Origin of the sequence: Mesorhizobium atlanticum, assembly GCF_003289965.1 — a bacterium.
In the GTDB taxonomy this organism is placed as follows: domain Bacteria; phylum Pseudomonadota; class Alphaproteobacteria; order Rhizobiales; family Rhizobiaceae; genus Mesorhizobium; species Mesorhizobium atlanticum.
In genome coordinates this window covers 636,419-658,354 of the sequence record NZ_QMBQ01000002.1, presented here as the reverse complement: position 1 = coordinate 658,354, position 21,936 = coordinate 636,419, and the positions used below count along the sequence as shown (strand labels likewise).

Sequence of the window (21,936 nt, the reverse complement as noted above, 5' to 3'; positions counted from 1 at the left end):
CAACCACAAGGATCGAACGGCATGAGCGTGATGATCAAGGAAAGCCCGATCAGCGAGAAAGCGATGATCGAGGAGGCCGAAAAGGCGCTGGCCGACATCTCCAGGGTCCGCGATTCGGTCGGCCGGGTGATCTTCGGCCAGGAAGCGGTCGTCGAGCGCACGCTGGTGGCGCTGCTGGCCGGCGGCCACGCGCTGCTGGTCGGCGTGCCGGGCCTCGCCAAGACCAAGCTGGTCGAGACGCTGGGCATCGTGCTCGGCCTCGATTCGCGCCGCGTCCAGTTCACGCCCGACCTGATGCCGTCGGACATCCTCGGTTCCGAGGTTATGGAACAGGACGAGTTCGGCAAGCGCTCCTTCCGCTTCATCTCCGGGCCGATCTTCACGCAATTGCTGATGGCCGACGAGATCAACCGCGCCTCGCCGCGCACGCAGTCCGCGCTGCTGCAGGCGATGCAGGAATACCACGTCACCATAGCCGGCGCCCGCTACGACCTGCCCTCGCCCTTCCACGTGCTGGCGACACAGAACCCGCTCGAACAGGAGGGCACCTACCCGCTGCCCGAAGCCCAGCTCGACCGCTTCCTGATGCAGGTCGACATCCTTTATCCGGAGATCGATGCGGAGCGCCGCATCCTGCTTGAAACAACCGGCATCGACGAAGCCAGGGCCGACAAGGTGCTGCAGCCGGCGAGACTGAAGGAGATCCAGACGCTGATCCGCCGCATGCCGGTGCCGGAAAGCGTCGTCGAGGCGATTCTCAAGCTGGTGCGTTCGGCGCGGCCCGGCCAGGGCAATGCCGAGACGGACAAGCATGTCGCCTGGGGGCCGGGGCCCCGCGCCAGCCAGGCGCTGACCCTGTGCGCCCGCGCCCGCGCCCTATATGATGGTCGATTGGCACCGTCGGTGGACGACATCCGCGCCTTGGCGGAGCCGGTGCTGCAGCACCGCATGGCGCTGACTTTCGCCGCCCGCGCCGAAGGCACTTCGGTGCGCGACGTGGTGGCGAAGCTGGCAAAAGGCATCTGATGGGTCGAATAGGCGAGGTCCAGGCACCGGTTGCGACGCGCGACGCGCTCGCCCGCGGCCGGTTGCGGGCTTCACTGGTGCCGGACCTGCTGGTCGAGGCACGCCGTATCGTCAACACGGTGATCGCCGGCTGGCACGGCCGCCGCAAGCGCGGCATCGGCGAGAATTTCTGGCAGTTCCGGCCCTATGTCGAAGGCGATTCCTCGCGCATCGACTGGCGCCGCTCAGCCAGGGACGACCATACCTATGTGCGCGACCGCGAATGGGAAGCCGCGCACACGGTCTGGCTCTGGGCCGACCCCTCGCCTTCCATGCTCTACAAATCCGCCGGCGCCGGCGTTTCCAAGGAATCGCGCGCGCTGGTGCTGGCACTCGCCCTGGCCGAGCTTTTGTCGCGCAGCGGCGAGCGCATCGCCTGGCCCGGCCTGACCGACCCGTTCACCGCCCGCAACGGCGCCGAGCGTATTGCCGCCCAGCTGAGCCACGCCGCCGCGCTGCCGGCCAAACCCGACCTGTCGGCCATCCGCCGCTTCTGCGACATCGTGCTCGTCAGCGATTTCCTCGACCCGGTCGAGGAAACCATGACCTGGCTCGAGGTGCTTGCTCGCCATGGCGTGCGCGCGCATCTTATCGAGGTCGCCGACCCGGCCGAGGAAACCTTCCCCTATGCCGGCCGCACCGAGTTCACCGATCCGGAGACCGGCGACAAGCTGACCGCCGGCCGCGCCGAGATGCTGGCCGAGGAATACCGCCTGCTTTACCGGGCCCGCCGCGAGGAGCTGGCCGCGTGGTGCAAGCGTCTCGGCTGGAGCTTTACCGTCAATCACACGGACCGTCTCGCTTCCGAAGCGCTGGTGCGCGTCCACATGGCAATGACCGCCGACGGCAGTCATGCAGGGCTGACCGATAAAGGTCATGCAGGGCTGACCGATAGAGGTCATGCCCCGCAGACCACCGGAAAGGCGGTCGCATGAGCTGGCTGCCGCTTTCCTTCGGGGCGCCCATGGTGCTGTGGGGCCTTCTGGCGCTACCGGTGATCTGGTGGCTGCTCAGGCTCACCCCGCCCAAGCCGCAGACGGAAGTTTTTCCGCCGTTGAAGATCCTGGCCCGGGTCCTCAGACGCGAGGAAACCCCGCAGCAAAGCCCGTGGTGGCTGACGCTGCTTCGGCTGCTCATGGCGGCGCTTGTGGTGATGGCGCTGGCCGAACCGGTCTTCAATCCGCGCGAAAAGCTGCCGGCGGAAGGTTCCGCCGTGGCGCTTGTCATCGACAACAGCTGGGCAAGCGCCGCCGACTGGGGCAAGCGCGTCGCCACCGCCCAGCGGCTGATCGCCGACGCCGGATCGAACGGCGTGCCGATCGTGATCGCCTTCACCGCCGAGAAGCCCAACGCCGAGATCGGCCCCTTCGATGCCTCGGCCGCGCTCGACCATCTGCGCGCCGCCAAGCCACGGCCGATCCCGACCGACAGGCCCGCCGTCTATGCCCGCGTCGCCGCGGCGCTGGAGCGCCTGCCCGGCGCCAGCGTTGCGGTGCTCGCCGATGGCCTTGCCGCCAAAGGCGACGAAGCGGCTTTCAAGATGCTGCTCGAAAAGAACGCGAAGCGGCTGGTCTGGGCCACGTCCGACCGGCTCTCCCTGACCGGCCTGATTGGCGCCGACAACCAGGTCGACGGCTTCGCCTTGACCGCCATCCGCGCGCCAGGCAATCCGGCGCAGGTCAGCGCGGGCGCCTTCGACGACAAGGGCCGCCGCATCGCCGATGCGACGCTGACCTTTGCGCCTGGCGAAGCCACCGCGACGGCGACGATGGCGGTCCCCTTCGAGCTGCGCAACGACTTCGCCTCGATCGCACTCGACGGCGAGCACCAGGCCGGCGCCGTGCGCGTGCTGGACGAGAGCTCCAAACGCCGCCGCGTAGGCCTTCTGTCGCAGACCGAGGCCGACCAGGCGCAGCCGCTTCTGTCGCCGCTCTACTATATCCGCCGTGCCCTCCAGCCTTTTGCCGATCTGGTCGAGCCGTCGAGCGCCGATCTCGCCGATGCCATCCCGCAGCTTCTCGACCAGAAGCCGGCGATGATCATCATGGCCGATGTCGGCACCATCCCGGAGCAGGTCAAGCAGCGTCTGGTCGACTGGGTCGACAAGGGCGGCACCCTGGTGCGGTTTGCCGGCCCACGTCTTGCCGCGGCCGGCAATGACGACGACCTTTTGCCGGTCCGGCTGCGCAGCGGCGAGCGGGCGCTCGGCGGCGCGCTGTCCTGGACGACACCGCAGGCGGTCACCGAATTCCCGAAGAACGGTCCCTTCGCCGATCTCTCCCCGCCCTCCGAGGTAACGGTCAGCCGGCAGGTTCTGGCCGAGCCGACGCCCGACATCGTCGAGCGCACCTGGGCCACGCTTGCCGACGGCACGCCGCTGGTGACGGGCATGAGAAAGGACAAGGGCACGCTGGTGCTCTTCCATGTCACGCCGGAGGCGACCTGGTCGAACCTGCCGATTTCCGGCACTTTCGTCGAGATGCTGCGGCGCGTCGTGCAGCTGTCGCGCAACCAGGGCGCGGCGATCGCCAATGCCGAAGCCACTGCCGCGTCGCTGGCACCCTACCGTATGATCGGCGCCGACGGCATGCTCACACCGCCCTCGCCCGATGCCCGGCCGCTGGTGCCCGGCGCTGGTCCGCTGCCGGTGACGCTGGAGAACCCGCCCGGCCTTTACGGCTCCGAGACCGGCGTCTTCGCGCATAATCTTCTCGATGCGTCGAGCAGCTTCGCGCCGCTTGTTCGCCCACAGGTTTCGCTGCCGGTGAGCGCCATCCCCTATGCCTTCGACGAATCGGAGAACCTTAAAGGCCCGCTGGTCGCCGTCGCGCTCCTGTTGATGGCGCTCGACACTCTGGCCGTGTTCTGGATGGGCGGCCTGCTGGCGCGCCGGCCGCGCCGCGCGGCCGTGGCGACCACAGCGGCCGTTCTGGTCGTGCTGGGTGGCCTCTTCGGCCACGCCGATCTGGCCCGCGCCGACGATTCGAAGCCAGGCGACGCCCAGGCGATCGACGACATTTCAAAAACCCGCATCGCCTATGTCATCACCGGCGAGCCGGGCGTCGATTCGATCAGCCGCGCCGGCCTTGAAGGCCTCACCCGTTTTCTGATCGAGAAGACCGCGCTCGAGCCCGGCCCGCCGGCCGGCGTCGACATCGCCAAGGACGAGCTGTCCTTCTTTCCTCTGATCTACTGGCCGATCGATGCATCGGCGCCGATGCCCAGCCAGGCGGCGATCGCCCGCATCGATGCCTATATGCAGCAGGGCGGCACGGTCCTGTTCGACACGCGCGACCAGTTCTCCAACGGCATCGGCGCCGGCTCGGCGAGCCCGGCAACCGAGCGGCTGCGCGACATCCTCGCCAATCTCAACGTACCGCCGCTGGAACCGGTGCCGTCGGACCACGTGCTGACCAAATCCTTCTTCATCCTTCCGGAATTCCCCGGCCGCTTCAGCGGCAGCCCGCTCTGGGTCGAGGCCTCGCTCGACGCCAGCAACACCGAGAACCGACCCGTGCGCACCGGCGACGGCGTTTCGCCGATCATGATCACCGCCAATGATTTCGCCGGTGCCTGGGCGGTCGACGAGAACGGCGATCCGATGCTGCCGACCGTGCCGCCGGACCCGATGCAGCGCGTCTACGCGCTGCGCGCCGGCGTCAACATCATGATGTACATGCTGACCGGCAACTACAAATCCGATCAGGTGCATGTGCCCGTGCTGCTCGAACGGCTGGGGCAGTAGCTCATGAACTGGTCGATCTCCTTCGAACCGCTCGTCTCCTGGCCGCTCTTCGGCCTGCTCTTCGTGCCGTTGCTGCTGCTGGCGCTGGTCGGCCTGTGGTTCCGCCAGCGCGGTTCGGCGCTGCGCTTCATCGCGCTGCTCGCGCTTGCCGCGGCTTTGCTCAACCCGGTGTTCCTCGCCGAGGAGCGCGAGGCGCTGAAGAGCGTCGTTGCGCTGATCGTCGACCGCAGCCAGAGCCAGGATATCGGCGACCGCGCCAGGCAGACCGACGAGGCGCTGGCCGGGATGCAGGAGCGTCTCGGCCGCTTCAAGCAATTCGATGTCCGCGTCGTCGAGGCTGGCAAGTCCGAAGCCGCCGACGAACGCACCGAAACCAGGCTGTTCAGCGCGTTGGAGGGCACCTTCCGCGACGTGCCGCCGTCGCGCATCGGCGGCGCGATCATGGTCACCGACGGCGAGGTGCATGACGCACCCGGCGGAACGCCGGAATTCAACGCGCCGCTACATGCGCTGATCACCGGCAGCGAGCATGAGAAGGACCGCCGCATCCGCTTCGAGAACGCGCCGCGCTTCGGTCTCGTCGGCAAGCCGCTCGACATGACCTACCGTGTCATTTCGACGGAAGGCAATGGCGCGCCGGTGGACGTGCGGGTCTCGGTCAATGGCGAGCAGGTCTCGGTCGAGCACGCGACCGTCGGCCAGCCGATGAAGCTCTCGGTCACCGTTCCCAATGCCGGCCGCAACATCGTCCAGCTCGGCATCGACCGCGAGCCCGGCGAGCTGACCGACGCCAACAACCGGGCGATCGCCCTGGTCGACGGCATCCGCGAGAACCTGCGCGTGCTCCTGGTCTCCGGCGAGCCGCATGCCGGCGAGCGCACCTGGCGCAACCTTTTGAAGTCGGACGCGTCGGTCGATCTCGTCCACTTCACCATTCTGCGCCCACCGGAAAAGCAGGACGGCACGCCGATCAACGAGCTGTCGCTGATCGCTTTCCCGACGCGTGAGCTGTTCGTCGAGAAGATCAAGGATTTCGACCTGATCATCTTCGACCGCTACCAGCACCGCGACGTGCTGCCGATCCTCTATTACGACTACATCTCCGAATATGTCGAAAAGGGCGGCGCGCTGCTGATTGCCGCGGGTCCCGAATATGCCGGGGAGAACTCGATTGCCCGCACGCCGCTTAACGCCGCGCTGCCGGCCATGCCGACCGGCGAGGTGGTGGACAAGGCCTTCTATCCGCGCCTGACCGATCTCGGCCAGCGCCATCCGGTCACGCGTGGGCTCGACGGCTCGGCAAGCGAGCCGCCGCATTGGAGCCGCTGGTTCCGCACCATCGGCGTCAAGAATCCGGAAGGCGAAGTGGTGATGAAGGGCGCCGACGACCGGCCCCTGCTCCTGCTCGACCGCAAGGGCGAAGGCCGTGTCGGCATGCTCCTGTCGGACCAGGGGTGGCTGTGGGCGCGCGGCTTCGAAGGCGGCGGCCCGCATGTCCAGCTCTACCGGCGCATCGCCCATTGGCTGATGAAGGAACCGGAACTGGAAGAGGAACGGCTGACCGCCGACGGCCGCGGCATGGTGCTGGAGATCCGCCGCCAGACGATGAGCGACGATCCGGGTCCCGCTCAGGTCATCACGCCGTCCGGCAAGACGGTGACGGTGAAGCTCGAGAAAGCCGAGCCCGGCATCTTCACCGGCAGCCTGCGGACCAGCGAGATCGGCCTTTACCAGATCGGCAATGGCGACTTGACCGCGCTTGCCCATGTTGGCCCGATCAACGCGCCGGAATTCTCCGACGTGATCTCGACCGAGGATCGGCTGAAGGCACCGGCCGAAGCGACCGGCGGCAGCGTGCGGCGGCTGGCCCCGTCATCCGCGCTCGCCAATCTCGCCGGCGGCGTGACGCTGCCCTCGATCGTGCCGGTCCGCTCCTCGGCGGCGGCTTCGGGCGACGACTGGATCGGCCTGCGCACCACCGACGACAGCACGCTCAAGGCCGTGTCGCGCGTGCCGTTGTTCGGCGGCTTCCTCGGCCTCGGCCTCTTGCTGCTCGCCATCGGCTCGATGTGGTATCGCGAGGGGCGGTAGCGCCATGTTCCCCTTCTCCCCTTGTGGGAGAAGGAAAGGCGCCTGCCCCCTACTCTTCCGGTTCGACGGTGAACAGCAGCGGATAGCCCTTGGCCTTGCCGGCGTCGGTCGCCCGTGTCGCCTTTGTTTCTGCGACATCCTTGGTGAACACCGCGACCACGCAGACTCCGCGCGTATGCGCCGTGATCATCACACGATGCGCCTGATCCTCGCTGAGCTTGAATTCGCCCTTGAGCACGGTCACCACGAACTCGCGCGGCGTGAAATCGTCATTGACCAGGATGACCTTGTAGAGCTTCGGCCGCTCTGTTTTCGGCTGCGTCTTGGTGCGCGGTTTGAGGACTGTTTCAGGCATCGGCATCCGCCAGCGATGAACTGGGTTTCACATCACTTTGTCACGCGGGAACGCGCTCGTCCATTTGACGGCGCAACGGCGACAAGGCCAGGGCAATGAACTCTATGTGGGGAAGCGCTGGCTGCCGGTCAACGGCCATGGCGCCCGGCTGCGCGAGACCTGCCGGAGCCGCCGTCGTCAAGCCCCGATCCGCGCTCCAGGAGCGCGAAGACCATCCAGGCGACAAAGCTTATGACGGTTGCGCCGGTGAGCACGATCAGGAGCCAGGATCGTGCCGGCGTGATGTAGTCGAAGCTGGAGGAGATCAGCGGAGCGAAGAGCTCGGGTTCGGTTCTGCCGCTGGCGGGATCCGGCACGGGGCTGGCGGTGAAGATGATCAAAGCGCGCGCCACCGCGGTGGCGATCAGACCGCCGAGGGTCAGCGAACGCATCAGGGACGAAAACCGCTTCTTCATGCGGATTGTCCTACAGCACCGGCATTGCGATCAGGTTAAGGATTGAACGCGGTGCGGCTGAAGCCTTGCCGGTTTCGGGCTCCTGCCGCCAAGAAGCCGCCCCGGCCGAAACCGGCTGGAGCGGCCTTCGTCAAAATGGTGCCGAGATCTGGATCAGGGCTTCTTCTTGGCAGCCGGCTTTGCAGCAGCAGCCGGCTTCTCAGCGGCGGGCTTGGCCGCCGGCGCCTTCTTCGGGGCCGGGCACTTGTGCTTCTTGGTCGGCTTGCAGACTTTCTTCGTCGCTACCTTCTTCGGCGCGGGCTTCGCGGTCGCGTCGGCCGCCGGAGCGGTCGTGGTCGTCGTGGTGGCGGCGGCCGGAGCGGCGGTCGTGGTGGCGGCGGCGTTGCCGAGAGCCGGCATCGAGAAGGCCAGGGCAACACCGAGGCCGAGGGCGGAGAGGAGAGACTTTTTCATGGCTTGCTTCCTTTTTTGTGCGGGTCGGGAGTCGGGCGTCACTGATCTGGGTCGACCGGTGTCACTCCAAGCAGCTTCAAAGCGTTTGCGAGCATCCGGATGCCCTGCGCCTGTTTCTTGTTGGCGCAGAACCGGTCTCCCTTTCTTTGCAGTGCCTTCGCCGCGGTGACCTGCGTTGCCGCGGCATGGGTTTCGAGGGCTTCGTCAACTTGACGGCTCAGATTGGTGCAACGCTCGGTCCGGGTGAGCGGTGGCGCGACCTTTGCGGTGGTTGAGGCGCCGGTCGCCGCCGTGATGAGCGATATGCTGAGCAAAGCACCCGTCACGCTGATCCAGAACCTCTGCATTGATCTCGTCCGTTACTCCGGAGACTTGCGTCGCAGCCATCACTTGACCGCCACGGCACCGGTTATGGCCTTTAAATTTTTCACCAGTTTTTCCAGACTGTAGAATTTTGTTTCTGGATTGTTTCTGGGGGAGCCGGCCGTCACACCGATAGCGGCCACTGGCCAAGATGTGGCCCGAATTCTATCGTGTGGGTGGTCGGCGAAGGGATTGCTTGGCCAACAGATGACAGGGTTCCAGTGAAATCCGATGCACACATACTGATCGTCGACGACGACAAGGGCATACGCGATCTGCTGCAGGAGTTCTTCCAGAAGCGCGGGCTGCACACGACGGTGGCCGGCGACGGCGTTGAAATGGAAGCGGTCCTGCGCCGCACGCCGGTTGATCTGATCGTTCTCGACGTGATGCTGCCCGGCAAAAGCGGGCTCGAGCTTTGCCGCGAGATCCGCGCCAACTACACCACGCCGATCATCATGCTGACCGCGGTCACCGAAACGACCGACCGCGTGGTAGGCCTCGAAATGGGCGCCGACGACTACGTGCCCAAGCCCTTCGATCCGCGCGAGCTTCTGGCCCGCATCCGCGCCGTGCTGCGCCGCAATGGCAGCGCCGAGCCGCGTCGTCCGGCCGCCAAGCAGGTCTACCGCTTTGCCGGCTGGACCATGGACTGCGCGCGACGCCGCCTGACGGCGCCCGACGACGTCCGGGTGGAACTGACCATGGCGGAGTTCAACCTGCTGCAGACCTTCGTCAAGAGCGCGCAGCGCGTGCTGACCCGCGAGCAGCTGATCGAGCTGTCCGGCGGTGACACGGGCTACAGCTTCGACCGTAGTGTCGACATCCTGGTGAGCCGCTTGCGTCGCAAGATGGAAGACGATCCGAAGATGCCGAAACTGATTCTGACCGTGCGCAGCGGCGGCTATCAGTTCCTGCCCGAGACCACGTCCGAATGAGACGCTTCCTGCCGCAGACCCTGCCTGTCTGGGTGCTGCTCATCGTCATTGCCGGCCTCATGATCAGCCAGGTCGCGACGCTCTACATCGTCGCGCGAGATCGCGCCACCGCCAACGGTATCGTCGATCTCTACCGGCTGAACGACCGCGCCTATTCGCTGGTGCAGCTGATGCACGACGCCACGCCCGAGGAGCGCAAGGCAACCGCGTCCGGCCTGTTCAACTCGACCTATGCGCTGACGGTTTCGGACACGCCCGCCGTCACCTCTTCGATCGCCGGCGACGACGAATTGGCCGAGCTGGAGGACATACTGGTCGGACGCCTGTCGAAATTCGGCATCACAGACGCGCGCGTGCGGCGCGATCCGGCCACGCAGGAGTCCGACGTCCCGGCCGGCCAGGCGGTCAACAAGGATGTCGGCCAGGTCGAGCGCGACCTGCTGGTGCTGGGTGCGGATTTCGCCCAGAGCGACAAGCTCACGGCATCGTTGCGCTTTTCCGATGGACAGTGGCTGAATTTCACCGAGCCGATCACGCCTCCGGGGCCGATCCTCAGCGTCGACAGCCTGCCGCTCTATTCACTGATCGCCGGGTTGGTCGTCGTGATGTCGATCTGGTCGCTGCACCGCCTGACCGCACCCTACCGGATGATGGAAACGGCGGTGAAGCGCATTGGCAACGACTTGAAGAGCCCGCCGATCGCCGAAACCGGCAGCCGCGAGATTCGCGCCGCCGCGAAGGCGATCAACGCCATGCAGATGCGGCTGCGCGACTATGTCGAGGATCGCGAGCACCTTGCGGCGGCGCTGGCGCATGACCTGCGCACGCCGCTGACCCGCATGCGCCTGCGCCTCGAACTGTTGCGCAGGTCGCCCGCGCGAGATGCGCTTGCGCACGACCTCGCCGACATCGAAAGCATCGCGAGCTCCGTCATCGACTTCGCCAAATTCGAGGTGACCGAGGAAAAGGCCGAGCGCATCGATTTCTGGTCGCTGGTGGAATCGGTCGCGGACTCTTTCGAAGACGCGTCCTTCGACGAGGATGCGACGCCTTCGCGCGGGCTGATCTGCATCGCGCGGCCGGTGGCGCTGCGCCGCTGCATCACCAATCTCATCCAGAACGCGGTGACCTACGGCAAGAAAGCGCATCTTGGCGTGCGGCGAACGGGCGACACCATCACGCTGTCGATCCGCGATGAGGGCCCCGGCATCCCGCAAGCGAAGCTGGACGCGGTGTTCGCCTCCTTCGTGCGGCTGGAGGGTTCGCGCAACCGCACGACCGGCGGCCTTGGACTCGGCCTCACCATCGCTCGCAACATCGCCCGCGGCGCCGGTGGCGAGGTCAATCTTTCCAACTATCCGGGCGGTGGCTTGCTGACCGAACTGCGGCTGCCCGTGGCAGCTTGAGTCAGCAGGCGGCTTGCTGGTCCCGATCCGCCACTGGATCGGCCGGCTCTCCTGGTGATAGTGCCGCCGGTCTTGGCCATGAGGAACCGCATCATGTTCTACGCTATCCTTGCCTATCACGTCGAAGACACCGTCCAGTCCTGGACGTCCGACGAGGATGCGGCGCTGATGAAGGACCTGCTCGAGCTCAACGACAGGCTGACCCGAGAAGGCAGGCTCGGCCCGGCGGCCAGGCTCGGCGCGACCGCGGAGGCCGTGACGCTGCGCGGTCCCGGCGACGGCATGATCATCGACGGTCCTTTCGCCGAGACCAAGGAACAATTGCTCGGCCTCTATGTCCTCGACTGCGCCGACCAGGACGAAGCGATCACCGCCGCGCGCGACCTCAAGCGCGTCAACCCCACCGCCGTCTATGAGATCCGGCCGATCGTGCTCTATCTGCCGGGCGCCGCGCTGGCGGCTGGTTGAAACACGCTTTGGCCGCACAATTCAGATTGGTGAGGCGGCAGCTTCGATTTCCCGTCCCAGCCGAAGCATCTCGCGCACCAGCAGGTCGAGATCTTCGCGGCGCGTGCGGTGATTGGCGATCGCCACCCTCAGGCAGTGCCGGCCGTGCACCGTGGTGTCGGAGAGAGCCGCGATACCCTCTTCCTGCAGTCTCAGCATGATCTCGGTGTTGAATGCCTTGAGGCTTTCCTCCGGTGTGCCGTTCAGCCGATGGCGGAAGCTGACGATGTTGACGGTGGTCGGCGCCATCAGCTCGAGCGCCGGGTCCGCCTCGATCAGCCCGGTGAGGTAACGAGCCTGGGCGATGCTCTGGTCGATCAGCCGGCCGAACTTTTCGACGCCATGCTCCCTCAGCGCCATCCAGATTTTTAACGCGCGGAAGCCGCGTGAGGTCTGGAGGCCGTAATCGAACAGCCATTCTCCCGACGCGAGGCCGCGCGGCGCCGATTCCAGATATTCCGGCGTAACGGCAAAAGTGTTGCGGTGCTGGGATGCGTCTCGCACCAGCGCGCAGCCGGCCTCGAACGGCGCATGCAGCAGTTTGTGCGGATCGAGCGCGATCGAATCCGCCTGTTCGATGCCGGCAACGAGCAACCGGTTCTCGGGCGCGATCGCGATCAGCGCGCCGATGCAGCCGTCGACATGGAACCAGAGGTCTTCCCCGGCCGCGACTTCCGCCAGCGCCTGCAGGTCGTCGATCGCGCCGGTGTTCACCGTGCCGGCGGTGCCGATCACGCAGGCCGGCTTGAAGCCGGCATCGCGGTCCTCCGCGATTGCCGCCTTCAGCGCCGCGATATCGATGCGAAGGTCCGCATCGGTCGGTATCCGCCGCAGCGCCCGGTTGCCGAGACCAAGCGCCTCCATGCCCTTGCGGTGGCAGGAATGGACCTGGTCCGAGGCGTAATAGCGCAGCGGCTTGGGTATGGCGCTTACGCCACGCTCGCGCACGTCGACGCCGGCCTTGACGTTGCGCGCCACAGTCAGGCCGATGATGTTGGCCATCGAGCCGCCGCTGACCAGCGTGCCGCTCGCCGCCGCCGGAAAGCCGACCATCTCCTTCAACCAATTGACCACCTGGCTGTCCATCAGCCCCGCGGCGTGGTTGCCGCCGCCGAGATTGGAGCCCTGTATCGCCGCCAGGAAATCGCCGAGCGCGCCGGTGAAGTTGCTGGATCCCATGTACCAGGACCAGAAGCGAGGATGGATGTTGCCCATCGGGTAAGGCATGACGTTGCGCGCCACATCGTCATAGACGTCGGCCACCGGCGCCGGCTCGCGGGGCAATGGCGCCGAGAAGAAAGATCGCACCTTGTCTGGCATCTCGCGCCAGACCGGACGCTCGCGCACATCCTTGAGATAGGCGATGGCGTCGTCGAGGATGCGGTGCGACAGCGTCCCCATATCGGCCCAGTCCGGCGGATCGAGCGTCTCGTCCGCGGCCGCCGTTTCCTGAAAGCTGTCCATTCCTATCTCCCGCCGGCATGGGTGATCATGCGCAAATAGCGACGCCGCCGTTTGAAAGGCGGCGTCGCGATATCCATCTTCAGGCGTCGAACTGGCAGCTCGGCGTCGATCGCGACAGCGCGGTTTCCTCGGCGTCCATATCGGCCTCGATGCCGTCGAAGAGCGGCGTCGACATGTAGCGTTCGCCGGTGTCGGGCAGCATGCACAGGATCACAGAGCCGGCCGGAGCCTTGCCGGCGATCTGGCGTGCCACGGCGAAGGTGGCGCCGCCGGAAATGCCGGTGAAGATGCCTTCCTGCTGCGCCAGCGCCTTCGCCCATTTGATGCCTTCGGGACCGGGGATCGGCACCACTTCATCGTAATAGTGCCGGTCGATCGCCTCCTGCAGGACATTAGGGATGAAGTCCGGCGTCCAGCCCTGGATCGGATGCGGCTCGAAAGCCGGATGGCTGGCTGCCGGAGCCCCACCGGCGCCGCGCTCCTGGGCCTTGCCGCTGCCGATCAGCTGCGCGTTCGCCGGCTCGGCAAGCACGATCTTCACCTCCGGCCGCTCGCGGCGCAGCACCCGGCCGACCCCGGCCACCGTGCCGCCGGTACCATAGCCGGTGACAAGGACGTCGAGCCTCGAACCAGCGAAATCGTTGATGATCTCGCGGCCCGTGGTCGCCTCGTGGATGGCGGCATTGGCCTCGGTCTCGAATTGGCGCGCCAGGAACCAGCCATTGGCCTCGGCAAGCTCGACCGCCTTCTTGTACATGCCAAAGCCCTTCTGGGCGCGTGGCGTCAGCACCACCTTGGCACCGAGCATGCGCATCAGCTTGCGCCGCTCGATGGAGAAGCTGTCGGCCATCGTCACCACCAGCGGATAGCCTTTCTGTGCACAGACCATGGCAAGGCCGATGCCGGTATTGCCGCTCGTCGCCTCCACGACCGTCTGGCCGGGCTTGAGCTTGCCGCTGCGCTCGCCTTCCTCGATGATGTTGAGCGCCAGCCGGTCCTTGACCGAGGCCGCCGGATTGAAGAACTCGGCCTTCACATAGATCGTCGCGTGACCCGGCCCGAGATTGTTGATGCGGATGACCGGCGTGTCGCCGACCGTGTCGAGAATGCTGTCGAACAGCCGGCCGCGGCCGGCCGTGGTCCTGATTTTCAATTGATGCAGCATGGGGCTTTCTCCTCGAAATTTCACATGCCGGTTACAAACCGGCGGATTGGGCGGCGCGGTTTCGACACCTTGCCGCGCTAGTTGTGTCTGACTTGCCGGCATTTCGGCAAAGGCCGCATACGGCTCGAAAACTCGCTGCAGGATGCGCCCTGTCGTGTTTGGTGATAGAACATGGACCAGCCAGTCAGCGTGGGAGCGAGCGTGGAAACGGACGTGGAATCCGTTTGGTCGGCCCGGAAAAGCAAGGCAGCCCGCCTTTCGATCAGGCTGCTCGGCCCGCTCGCGATCATGCGCGACGATGTTCCCGTCGCGCTGCCATCGTCACGCAAGCTGCGCGCGCTGCTTGCCTATCTGGCGCTGGCGCCCCGCCCCGTCAGCCGCAGCCGGCTCTGCGAGCTTCTATGGGACGTCCCCAACGATCCGCGCGGCGAGCTGCGCTGGTGCCTCAGCAAACTGCGTGCCGCGCTCGACGAACCGGGCTTGCACCGCATCGAGACCGAAGGCGACACCGTTGCGCTTCGCCTCGGCGATATGAGCGTCGATGCCGTCGAGGCCGCCGGCGCGGTGGCGGAAGGAATCGAGACGCTCGGCCTCGACCGTCTGCGGACGCTTGCGCAACTGTTCGCCGGCGACTTCCTCGATGGGCTGGAGGTCGATCGCAGCCCGCATTTCGGCAGCTGGCTGACCGCGCAGCGCCGCCGTTTCAGCGCATGCCATGTCGCCGTCCTGGAGCATATCATCGGCCTTGTCCCGCAGGGAGCCGATGAGGCCGGCGCCTATATCGACAAATGGCTGGAGCTTGCGCCCTTCGACGGTCGCGCGCATGTGGCGCTGCTGGAAAACCTCGCCCGGAGCGGGCAGATCGGCGCCGGCGAGGAGCACCTTGCCACCGCTGCGGAGCTGTTTCATTCCGAGGATCTGGATTTCACGCCGCTACGCGAGGCCTGGCAGGAGATAAGGGCCCGGAACGCCGGCGCAACGCCAGGCACCAGATCCGAGCCTGCCTTCCCTTTCCCGGAATCGCCAGTCGCCGCGATCGAGCCCGAATCCGCGGCGACACGCCGGGCTTCGCTCGCGGTGATGCCGTTTGCGGAGAGCGCCGGCACCGGCGGCTTCCGTGGCGGGCTTGCCGACGGCCTCACGCACGACATCATCACGCGGCTTGCCAAGCTTCGCGATTTCTTCGTCATCGCCCGCGGCTCGGTCTTCGCGCTCGCCGAAAAGAACATCGCGCCGGAAGATGCAGGACGCAGGCTGAATGTCGACTATGTCGCGACAGGCTCGGTGCGCAGCCTGCCGGGACGTTTCGTCGTGTCGGTCGAGCTTGTCGAGGTGCGCACGGCAAGGATCGTCTGGGCCGAGACCTTCGAGCACAAGCCCGACGACATCTTCATCGTCATCGAGGATATCGGCAACAGCATCGTTTCCTCCATCGCCGCCGAGATCGCCACGGTGGAGCGCAACCGCGCATTGCTGAAGGCGCCCAATTCGCTCAACGCCTGGGAGGCCTACCATCGTGGCCTCTGGCACATGTATCGCTTCACCCGCCAGGAAAACGAGCTGGCGCAGCATTTCTTCGGCGAGGCGCTGAAGCTCGACCCCACTTTTGCGCGTGCCTATGCCGGCATGTCCTTCACCCACTGGCAGAATGCCTTCCAGCGCTGGGGCGACCGCGATCGTGAGACCGCGCTTGCCTTCGAAAGCGCCGGCCAGAGCCTCTTGGTCGACGACCGCAACCCCGCCGCCCACTGGGCAATGGGCCGCGCGCTGTGGCTGCGCGGCGAACAGGACGGCTCGCTGCTGGAACTGGCGAATGCCGTCGACCTCAGCCCCAACTTCGCGCTCGGCCATTACGCGCTGTCCTTCGTCCATTCGCAGTCGGGCGATCCGCAATCGGCAATCGGCTCATCCGACCATTCGCGCCATCTCAGCCCCTTCGATCCGCTGCTGTTCGGCATGATGGGCGCGCGCGCCATGGCGCATGCCAGGCTCGGCGAATTCGAAGCGGCCGCCGAATGGGCGCTGAAGGCGGCCGCGAGGCCCAACGCCCATGTCATCATTCTGGCGATCGCCGCGCACTGCCTAGCGCTGGCCGGTCGGCAGGACGAGGCGCGCACCTTCGCCGCGACGATCCGCAGCACCTTGCCGAACTATCGTGCCGACGATTTCATCGCCACGTTCCGCTTCGACCGGGATGGGGAAGCCCTGTTCCGGAACGGCGCCAAGTTGATCGGGCTGAACTGAGCCGCCAAGCCGGCTTCGCCTGCATTCGGCAGACCCCTAAGGTGTGTTGAGATTCAGGTCAGGCCGAGTCGAAAATGAATATCAACACGCCTCAGTGCACGAGCGGGCCGCTGGCCTTCCGCCAGGCGTCGATGCCGCCTTGGATGTGGCGGGCGCTGGAAATCCCGACATCCTGCGCCGCCTGCACGGCCATCGCCGAACGCTCACCGAAGGCGCAGTAGAACAGCAGCTGCTTGCTCGTTGATTTCGCCAGCTCGTGCAGCATGCCGCCGGCGGCGATGTTTTCCTGCAGCCGCGCATAGGGCAGATGGATGGCGCCGGGGATGACGCCGTGGCGCTCGCGCTCCGACTGCTCGCGCAGGTCGATCAGCGCCACGTCGGGTCGCCCCACCAGCGCCAGCGCCTGTTCTGCCGTTACCGCCCAGCCGCGGCTGGCGATGTCGTCCTGATGCAGCCCAACCCGCATGTTGGCGGGCACGGCCACGTCCATCATCTTCGGGTTGGACAAATTGAGATTGTTCATGATGTGGACATACTCGTCGACCGATTTCACCTGCAGGCGCGGGTTGAAGGCCTTCTCCTCGCCGATCGTCGACACGGTCTCGCCCTTATAGTCATGCGCCGGGAAGATCAGCGTCTCGTCCGGCAGCTTGAGCAGGCGGCCGAAGATCGATTCATATTGCTGCCGCGGATCGCCGTTCTGGAAGTCGGTGCGACCGGTGCCGCGGATGAGCAGCGTATCGCCGGTGAAGACCCGGTCGGGCAGGACGAAGCTGTAGGAATCGTCGGTGTGGCCGGGCGTGTAGATGACGTCGAGCGCCAGCCCCTCGATGCCAAGCTTGTCGCCGTCGGCAAGCCGCATCGACACCACGTCGGCCTTGGTCTGCTCGCCCATCACGGTCACGCAATGCGTCCTGTCGCGCAGGGCGCCGAGGCCGGTGATATGGTCGGCGTGAAGATGCGTGTCCACCGCCTTGACCAGCCTCAGGTCCAGCTCATTGACCAATTGCAGATAGCGCTCGACCTTCTCCAGCACCGGATCGATGATCAGCGCCTCGCCGCCGCGCCGGCTGGCAAGCAGATACGAGTAGGTGCCCGAGACGGAATCGAAGAGCTGGCGGAAAATCATCGTCGCGTACCCCGCTGCATTTTCACCGCCGGGCATCGCCCTCGCGGCCGTAGCAATATTCTACTGCATAGGCTTCTGGAATCAGAATGGATTTCGAAAAATATAGACACTGGTAGACGGCCTTCCCCGCACCACGAGACACCAGCCCTCAAATGCGATACGGGCTGGTCGATCAGAACCCTCAAAAAGCCTTGCTGAGGCGAGCCTGGCCTCGGAGAGTGAAGGCGTTGTCGGTGCCGTAACCCGCCTCGAAGCCGGCATCGAGCGTCAGGCCAGCGCCCACCTCCGCCGCGACGTCCGCGCCGGCAAAGCCGCGCAACACGAATTTTCTGCCGCCCGCGGGAAAAGAGATGTCCTGGCCGAGCAATGTCGCCGACACGTAGTCGCTGCTTTGCGCGATCGCGTCGACCCCGGCGCGAAGCGTGGTTTGCCAGGCCTGGCTCGGCGTGCTGACGGGAGCGAGCGCCAGCGCGAGCTGGCCGCGCGCCTCCAAGACGTTGACGTCACGCCGCGAGACCCCGAGATTGCCGTCCGAGCCGGTCTCCGCGTAGTCATCGATGAAGAGCCCCGCATAGCGCAGCCGCACGCTGGGCATCAGTGTACCGGCCCTCACCGGCAGCCGCATGCCGAGCGTGACTGACGGGCTGAGGAAAACGCCGTTGAAATCGGCCCGCGCCGTCTCGATGCCGCCGAGCACCAAATTGTTCGCGACAAGGCGGCGGCTGCGCTCCTGCAGCACGCCGGCGACGAAGGCCGCTTCGGCGAAATGCGCACCTGCGTCATAGTCGAGATAGCCGCCGGCGAACGCGCCGCGATGGACGATCTCCTGCGCATCATCGTCGACCTCGGTCGATCCGGCGGCGCCGCCGAGGAACAGGCCACCAAGGAAGCCGTCGCCCGAGTGCCTTTCAGCGCCGGCGACCACGCCGCCCAGCGCTTCGCTGAACCCGGCTGATGCTCCGGAGCTCGCCTGGGAGCGTATCCCGCCGAAGGTGGAGATCCAGGCGTCAGGACCTTTCCGCGGCGCAAGCAAGTCATCGCCTGGGGCGGGCAAACGCGCCTCGACGACGCCGGCTATGCCCTCGACAAGGTCCTCGAGCAGCGGCGCGCTGCTCGCAAATCCGGTGATGTCGACCACCGCCGCGCTGTCGCTGCTTGTCACGAACGGCCTGCCGCCTGTGAGAATGGTTTGCGGCAGGCCGCTCCCCGAAAAACTCAAGACGGCATTCAGCCCCGGACCGAAGGTGACCGTGTTGCCGCCGCCGGAAAAGACAATCGGCCCCTGGATGGCCGTCCCGCCCAACAGGTTCAGCGTGGCGCCGGGCGCACCGAAATAGATCGCCACGCTCTGGTCGCTGAAGACGCGACCGGAATTGGTGATGACGGAGTTGCCAGCCTGGGCCGCAATGCCGACACCGCCCAGCCCCCCTACGATCACCGAACCGGAATTGGTGATCGTGGCGTTGCCGAACAGCGTACTGATACCCGTCGAAGCTGTCCCGAAGACATTGACCGTGCCGCTGTTGGCGATGGTGATGTCATTGCCGCTGGCGCCGATGCCGACCGAAGCCAGGCCCGACACAACGATCGACCCGGAATTGTCGAGTCGCAGCCCGTTGCTCTGCCAGAGAATCCCCCCGGCCGCTGTGCCATAGGCCTCGATGGAGCCGCTGTTGTCCACCGTCAGGTCCGGCCCATCGCCGATTATGCCCGCGGCAGCGGTGCCGGAAACGCCGATAAAGCCATGGTTGTCCACATGCCCGCCCGGAGCATCGCTGATGATGCCGTATGTGGCGACGCCAAGCGCTTCTATCGAGCCGCTGTTCACGATACGCGCATTGCCGCCCTCCGACAGGACGCCGATCGAGCCACCGCCTATCGCCAGGATCGCTCCGTTGTTGAGGATGGTCGCGTTGGGCCCTTGCGAATGCACATTGGCGGCGCCGCCGCCCAATGTCGCGATCAGCCCGTAATTGGTCAGCCGCTGACCCGAATTGAACATCCGCACCGCATCGACGCCGGCACCGAATGTTTCGATCGCTCCATTCGCCTGCACGATGCCGGTGTCGCCGGCATTGCTCATCGTCTGTTGGCCGGCGATGCCGCCATTGCCGATGACAAAATCTTGGGCGAACACCGCGCCGCTTCCAAGCGAGACGCCGGCGACAATCAACAGCGCTATCGCGCCTGGAACCCCTATGCGCGACGTCGGCATCACCCCTCTGGCGCATGGCCACGCAACAGGTGGATTCTGCGCCCGAGGGAAGCGAAAGACAAGCCGCGGGCAGCGCGCGGACCGGAGATCCGGCGTGCCCGCGAAAGAAGCCTATCGCCGCAGTACGGCGCTCAGGACGTCGCGGATGCCGATCGCGCCGACGAAACGCGAGCCCTCGTCGAACAGCGCCACCGGCGCCGTCTGCGAGCGGTGCATGGCGAGCATCACCGTTTTCAGCGGCGTGCCGGGATTGGCCCAGAACACCTGCGCGCCTTCCTCCGGCTGGCGCTCGACATCGGCGCAGGAGACCCATACCGCCGGCTTGCCGTCGCGCTCGGCCGCGGCCACCAGGCCATGGTCGTCGATCTTGAAGCGCGTCGTCTTGCGCCGGTCGAGCCACACCCAGCCGTTGTCGCCCTGCTCCAGGTCGCGGCGATCGCGCATCACGTTCCACGCCGTCAGCACCGACAGCGGATTCACATTGGCGATGAAGTCGCGGACATAGTCGTTGGCGGGTCTGAGAACGATGTCCTCCGGCGCTCCGGTCTGCACGATGCGGCCGCCTTCCATGATCGTGATGTGGCTGCCGATCTTCAGCGCCTCCTCGAGGTCGTGGCTGACGAAGATGATGGTCTTCTTGAGCTCGGCCTGAAGCTGCAGCAATTCGTCCTGCAGCTTGGTGCGGATCAGCGGGTCGAGCGCCGAGAACGGCTCGTCCATCAACAGGATCGGCGCCTCGGTGGCGAAGGCACGCGCCAGGCCGACACGCTGCTGCATGCCGCCCGAAAGCTCATGCGCGTATTTCTTCGACCACTGATCGAGATGGACAAGCTGCAGTTGCTTCTGCACCCGCGCCTTGCGCTCGGCCTCCGGCACGCCGGCAAGCTCGAGGCCGAAGCCGACATTTTCCTCGACGGTGCGCCACGGCAGCAGCCCGAACTGCTGGAACACCATGGCCACCTGCTTCTGCCGCAACCGCCGCAAGGTCGCCTCGTCGCAGGTGACGACATCGACGGTGCGGTCGCCGTCCTTGACCAGCACCTGGCCGCGCGACACGACGTTGAGCCGGTTGACGGCTCTGAGCAGCGTCGACTTGCCGGAGCCGGACAGGCCCATCAGCACCGAGATCTCGCCTTCATGCACGGTGAGGCTGGCGCCGGCGCAACCCAGCACATTGCCGGTCTTTTCCAGGATCTCGGCGCGCGTGGCGCCCTGGTCGATCAGCGCCAGCGAACCGGCCTGATCGGCGCCGAAGACGATGTCTACGTTCTTGAAATCAACCGCGACGGTCATTTCTTTCCTCCAACGCCGATGCGGGTCATGCGGTCGAGCACGATGGCGAGCACGACGATTGCGAGGCCTGCTTCAAGCCCGAGATCGATGCGGCGCGAGCCGAGCGCGCGGTTGATTTCCGTGCCGAGGCCGCCGGCGCCGATCAGCGCGGCGAACACCACCATCGACAGCGACAGCATGATCGATTGCGTGAGACCCGCCATGATGGTCGGCAGCGCCGACGGCAGCTCCACCTTCCACAGAAGCTGGCGCTTGGTGGCGCCGAAGGCCTCGCCCGCTTCGATGATCGCCTTGGGCACCGAGACCACGCCGAGATGGGTGAGCCTGACTGCCGTCGGGATGACGAAGATGATGGTAACGATGAGACCGGGCGCGTTGCCGAGCCCGAACAGGGTGAGCACCGGGATCAGGTAGACGAAGGTCGGCAGCGTCTGCATCAGGTCGAGCACCGGCAGCATGAAGCGGTAGACCTTCGGCTTGTGCGCGGCCCAGATGCCGAGCGGCACGCCGATCGCCATCGCCATGGCCGCGGCGGCAACCACCAGCACCAGCGTCTGCACCGTCTGCTTCCACAGGTTCTGGTTAATGATGAAGATCAGGCCGAGGAAGACGCCGATGGCGAGCGGCCGCGACCGCTGCAAAAACCACGCGATGATCGCGATGACCAGCGCCAACAGCACCGGCGGCACCATCAGCAGGAGATTCACCGCCCCATCGAGGATGAAATTCAGCCCGTTTGAAAACGCCCGGAAAATCGTGTCGAAATTGTCGGTCAGAAAGCCGAAGAAGGCTTTGCCCCATGGCCCGATGGGGATTTTGTAGTCGGTCAGGAATTTCGAAATCGGATCCATCTTTCCCCTCTCGGCTGCGCCGCACTTGCCGTACGGTCACCTTCTCACAGGATAACGCATGTCACCCAAAAGTGTGCAGCGGGTTTGGGAAAATGACATGCGTAAAAACAGAGACTTAAAGCGCAACGCGCTTTAAGAAAAAGGGCAGCCTTTTCTACTGGCTGCCCTCTTCCGGATGATCATTCCGGACTCAAAGC

18 protein-coding genes are annotated in these 21,936 nt (G+C 65.8%); 8 read left to right on the top strand and 10 right to left on the bottom strand.

Going from position 1 to position 21,936, the window contains the following annotated elements; all coding sequences use genetic code 11:
- Positions 1-21: 21 nt before the first annotated feature.
- From DPM35_RS08135 to DPM35_RS08120, 4 genes are read left to right on the top strand one after another with little or no spacing between them, the layout of a single operon-like run.
- Positions 22-1,026, top strand: a complete 1,005-nt coding sequence (locus tag DPM35_RS08135) for an AAA family ATPase (protein ID WP_112126759.1) — start codon at positions 22-24, stop codon at positions 1,024-1,026.
- Positions 1,026-2,000, top strand: coding sequence for a DUF58 domain-containing protein (locus DPM35_RS08130; protein ID WP_112126758.1), 975 nt, complete (start codon positions 1,026-1,028; stop codon positions 1,998-2,000). Before DPM35_RS08135 ends, DPM35_RS08130 begins: the two co-directional genes overlap by 1 nt.
- Entirely contained in the window at positions 1,997-4,810 is a 2,814-nt protein-coding gene (locus tag DPM35_RS08125; protein WP_112126757.1) for a DUF4159 domain-containing protein, read from the top strand. Before DPM35_RS08130 ends, DPM35_RS08125 begins: the two co-directional genes overlap by 4 nt.
- 3 nt (positions 4,811-4,813) lie before the next feature.
- Positions 4,814-6,901, top strand: coding sequence for a hypothetical protein (locus DPM35_RS08120; protein WP_112126756.1), 2,088 nt, complete (start codon positions 4,814-4,816; stop codon positions 6,899-6,901).
- 49 nt (positions 6,902-6,950) lie between these two features.
- Here DPM35_RS08120 and clpS read toward each other — a convergent pair whose 3' ends face one another.
- The 4 genes from clpS to DPM35_RS08100 form a co-directional block, all read right to left on the bottom strand.
- Positions 6,951-7,256 carry an ATP-dependent Clp protease adapter ClpS gene (clpS, locus tag DPM35_RS08115; protein ID WP_112127108.1) on the bottom strand — a complete coding sequence of 102 codons (306 nt, stop codon included), beginning with the start codon at positions 7,254-7,256 and terminating at the stop codon, positions 6,951-6,953.
- Positions 7,257-7,384: 128 nt separating this feature from the next.
- A complete protein-coding gene (locus tag DPM35_RS08110) occupies positions 7,385-7,711 on the bottom strand; it encodes a hypothetical protein (protein ID WP_112126755.1) in 327 nt (108 codons plus the stop codon).
- Positions 7,712-7,864: 153 nt separating this feature from the next.
- Positions 7,865-8,164, bottom strand: a complete 300-nt coding sequence (locus DPM35_RS08105; protein WP_112126754.1) for a hypothetical protein — start codon at positions 8,162-8,164, stop codon at positions 7,865-7,867.
- Between the two features lie 38 nt (positions 8,165-8,202).
- Positions 8,203-8,511, bottom strand: coding sequence for a hypothetical protein (locus tag DPM35_RS08100; RefSeq protein WP_112126753.1), 309 nt, complete (start codon positions 8,509-8,511; stop codon positions 8,203-8,205).
- 237 nt (positions 8,512-8,748) lie between these two features.
- Between DPM35_RS08100 and DPM35_RS08095 the strand changes: the two genes are divergently transcribed.
- From DPM35_RS08095 to DPM35_RS08085, 3 genes are all read left to right on the top strand, one after another.
- Positions 8,749-9,465, top strand: coding sequence for a response regulator (locus tag DPM35_RS08095; protein ID WP_112126752.1), 717 nt, complete (start codon positions 8,749-8,751; stop codon positions 9,463-9,465).
- Complete coding sequence (locus DPM35_RS08090) at positions 9,462-10,871, top strand: ATP-binding protein (protein ID WP_112126751.1); 1,410 nt, start codon at positions 9,462-9,464, stop codon at positions 10,869-10,871. Before DPM35_RS08095 ends, DPM35_RS08090 begins: the two co-directional genes overlap by 4 nt.
- Positions 10,872-10,964: 93 nt before the next feature.
- A complete protein-coding gene (locus DPM35_RS08085; RefSeq protein ID WP_112127107.1) occupies positions 10,965-11,339 on the top strand; it encodes a YciI family protein in 375 nt (124 codons plus the stop codon).
- A 21-nt stretch (positions 11,340-11,360) separates the two neighbouring features.
- Here the strand turns inward: DPM35_RS08085 and DPM35_RS08080 are convergent, their stop codons facing one another.
- Both DPM35_RS08080 and DPM35_RS08075 read right to left on the bottom strand, forming a co-directional pair.
- Positions 11,361-12,842 (bottom strand): pyridoxal phosphate-dependent decarboxylase family protein, encoded by a 1,482-nt coding sequence (locus tag DPM35_RS08080; protein ID WP_112126750.1) that lies wholly within the window; start codon positions 12,840-12,842, stop codon positions 11,361-11,363.
- Positions 12,843-12,921: 79 nt separating this feature from the next.
- The gene (locus tag DPM35_RS08075) at positions 12,922-14,007 is read right to left on the bottom strand and encodes a PLP-dependent cysteine synthase family protein (protein WP_112126749.1); all 1,086 of its coding nucleotides are present in this window, start codon (positions 14,005-14,007) and stop codon (positions 12,922-12,924) included.
- A gap of 171 nt (positions 14,008-14,178) precedes the next feature.
- Between DPM35_RS08075 and DPM35_RS08070 the strand changes: the two genes are divergently transcribed.
- Positions 14,179-16,251, top strand: a complete 2,073-nt coding sequence (locus tag DPM35_RS08070) for a BTAD domain-containing putative transcriptional regulator (protein ID WP_112126748.1) — start codon at positions 14,179-14,181, stop codon at positions 16,249-16,251.
- 91 nt (positions 16,252-16,342) lie between these two features.
- Here DPM35_RS08070 and DPM35_RS08065 read toward each other — a convergent pair whose 3' ends face one another.
- The 4 genes from DPM35_RS08065 to choW all read right to left on the bottom strand — a co-directional run bounded on the left by DPM35_RS08065 (position 16,343) and on the right by choW (position 21,739).
- On the bottom strand, positions 16,343-17,380 hold the full coding sequence (locus DPM35_RS08065) for an MBL fold metallo-hydrolase (protein ID WP_112126747.1): 1,038 nt from the start codon (positions 17,378-17,380) through the stop codon (positions 16,343-16,345).
- Between the two features lie 181 nt (positions 17,381-17,561).
- Positions 17,562-19,595, bottom strand: coding sequence for an autotransporter family protein (locus tag DPM35_RS08060; protein ID WP_112126746.1), 2,034 nt, complete (start codon positions 19,593-19,595; stop codon positions 17,562-17,564).
- A gap of 111 nt (positions 19,596-19,706) precedes the next feature.
- A complete protein-coding gene (gene choV / locus DPM35_RS08055; RefSeq protein WP_112126745.1) occupies positions 19,707-20,888 on the bottom strand; it encodes a choline ABC transporter ATP-binding protein in 1,182 nt (393 codons plus the stop codon).
- Positions 20,885-21,739, bottom strand: a complete 855-nt coding sequence (gene choW, locus DPM35_RS08050) for a choline ABC transporter permease subunit (protein ID WP_112126744.1) — start codon at positions 21,737-21,739, stop codon at positions 20,885-20,887. The genes choV and choW overlap by 4 nt, the downstream gene beginning before the upstream one ends.
- Positions 21,740-21,936 lie beyond the last annotated feature (197 nt).

Excerpts from the sequence above, each read along its gene's own strand:
- DPM35_RS08135 (WP_112126759.1), top strand. The coding sequence starts at position 22 with ATGAGCGTGATGATCAAGGAAAGCCCGATCAGCGAGAAAGCGATGATC.
- DPM35_RS08130 (WP_112126758.1), top strand. The coding sequence starts at position 1,026 with ATGGGTCGAATAGGCGAGGTCCAGGCACCGGTTGCGACGCGCGACGCG.
- DPM35_RS08125 (WP_112126757.1), top strand. The coding sequence starts at position 1,997 with ATGAGCTGGCTGCCGCTTTCCTTCGGGGCGCCCATGGTGCTGTGGGGC.
- DPM35_RS08120 (WP_112126756.1), top strand. The coding sequence starts at position 4,814 with ATGAACTGGTCGATCTCCTTCGAACCGCTCGTCTCCTGGCCGCTCTTC.
- clpS (WP_112127108.1), bottom strand. The coding sequence starts at position 7,256 with ATGCCTGAAACAGTCCTCAAACCGCGCACCAAGACGCAGCCGAAAACA.
- DPM35_RS08110 (WP_112126755.1), bottom strand. The coding sequence starts at position 7,711 with ATGAAGAAGCGGTTTTCGTCCCTGATGCGTTCGCTGACCCTCGGCGGT.
- DPM35_RS08105 (WP_112126754.1), bottom strand. The coding sequence starts at position 8,164 with ATGAAAAAGTCTCTCCTCTCCGCCCTCGGCCTCGGTGTTGCCCTGGCC.
- DPM35_RS08100 (WP_112126753.1), bottom strand. The coding sequence starts at position 8,511 with ATGCAGAGGTTCTGGATCAGCGTGACGGGTGCTTTGCTCAGCATATCG.
- DPM35_RS08090 (WP_112126751.1), top strand. The coding sequence starts at position 9,462 with ATGAGACGCTTCCTGCCGCAGACCCTGCCTGTCTGGGTGCTGCTCATC.
- DPM35_RS08085 (WP_112127107.1), top strand. The coding sequence starts at position 10,965 with ATGTTCTACGCTATCCTTGCCTATCACGTCGAAGACACCGTCCAGTCC.
- DPM35_RS08080 (WP_112126750.1), bottom strand. The coding sequence starts at position 12,842 with ATGGACAGCTTTCAGGAAACGGCGGCCGCGGACGAGACGCTCGATCCG.
- DPM35_RS08075 (WP_112126749.1), bottom strand. The coding sequence starts at position 14,007 with ATGCTGCATCAATTGAAAATCAGGACCACGGCCGGCCGCGGCCGGCTG.
- DPM35_RS08070 (WP_112126748.1), top strand. The coding sequence starts at position 14,179 with ATGGACCAGCCAGTCAGCGTGGGAGCGAGCGTGGAAACGGACGTGGAA.
- DPM35_RS08065 (WP_112126747.1), bottom strand. The coding sequence starts at position 17,380 with ATGATTTTCCGCCAGCTCTTCGATTCCGTCTCGGGCACCTACTCGTAT.
- DPM35_RS08060 (WP_112126746.1), bottom strand. The coding sequence starts at position 19,595 with ATGCCGACGTCGCGCATAGGGGTTCCAGGCGCGATAGCGCTGTTGATT.
- choV (WP_112126745.1), bottom strand. The coding sequence starts at position 20,888 with ATGACCGTCGCGGTTGATTTCAAGAACGTAGACATCGTCTTCGGCGCC.
- choW (WP_112126744.1), bottom strand. The coding sequence starts at position 21,739 with ATGGATCCGATTTCGAAATTCCTGACCGACTACAAAATCCCCATCGGG.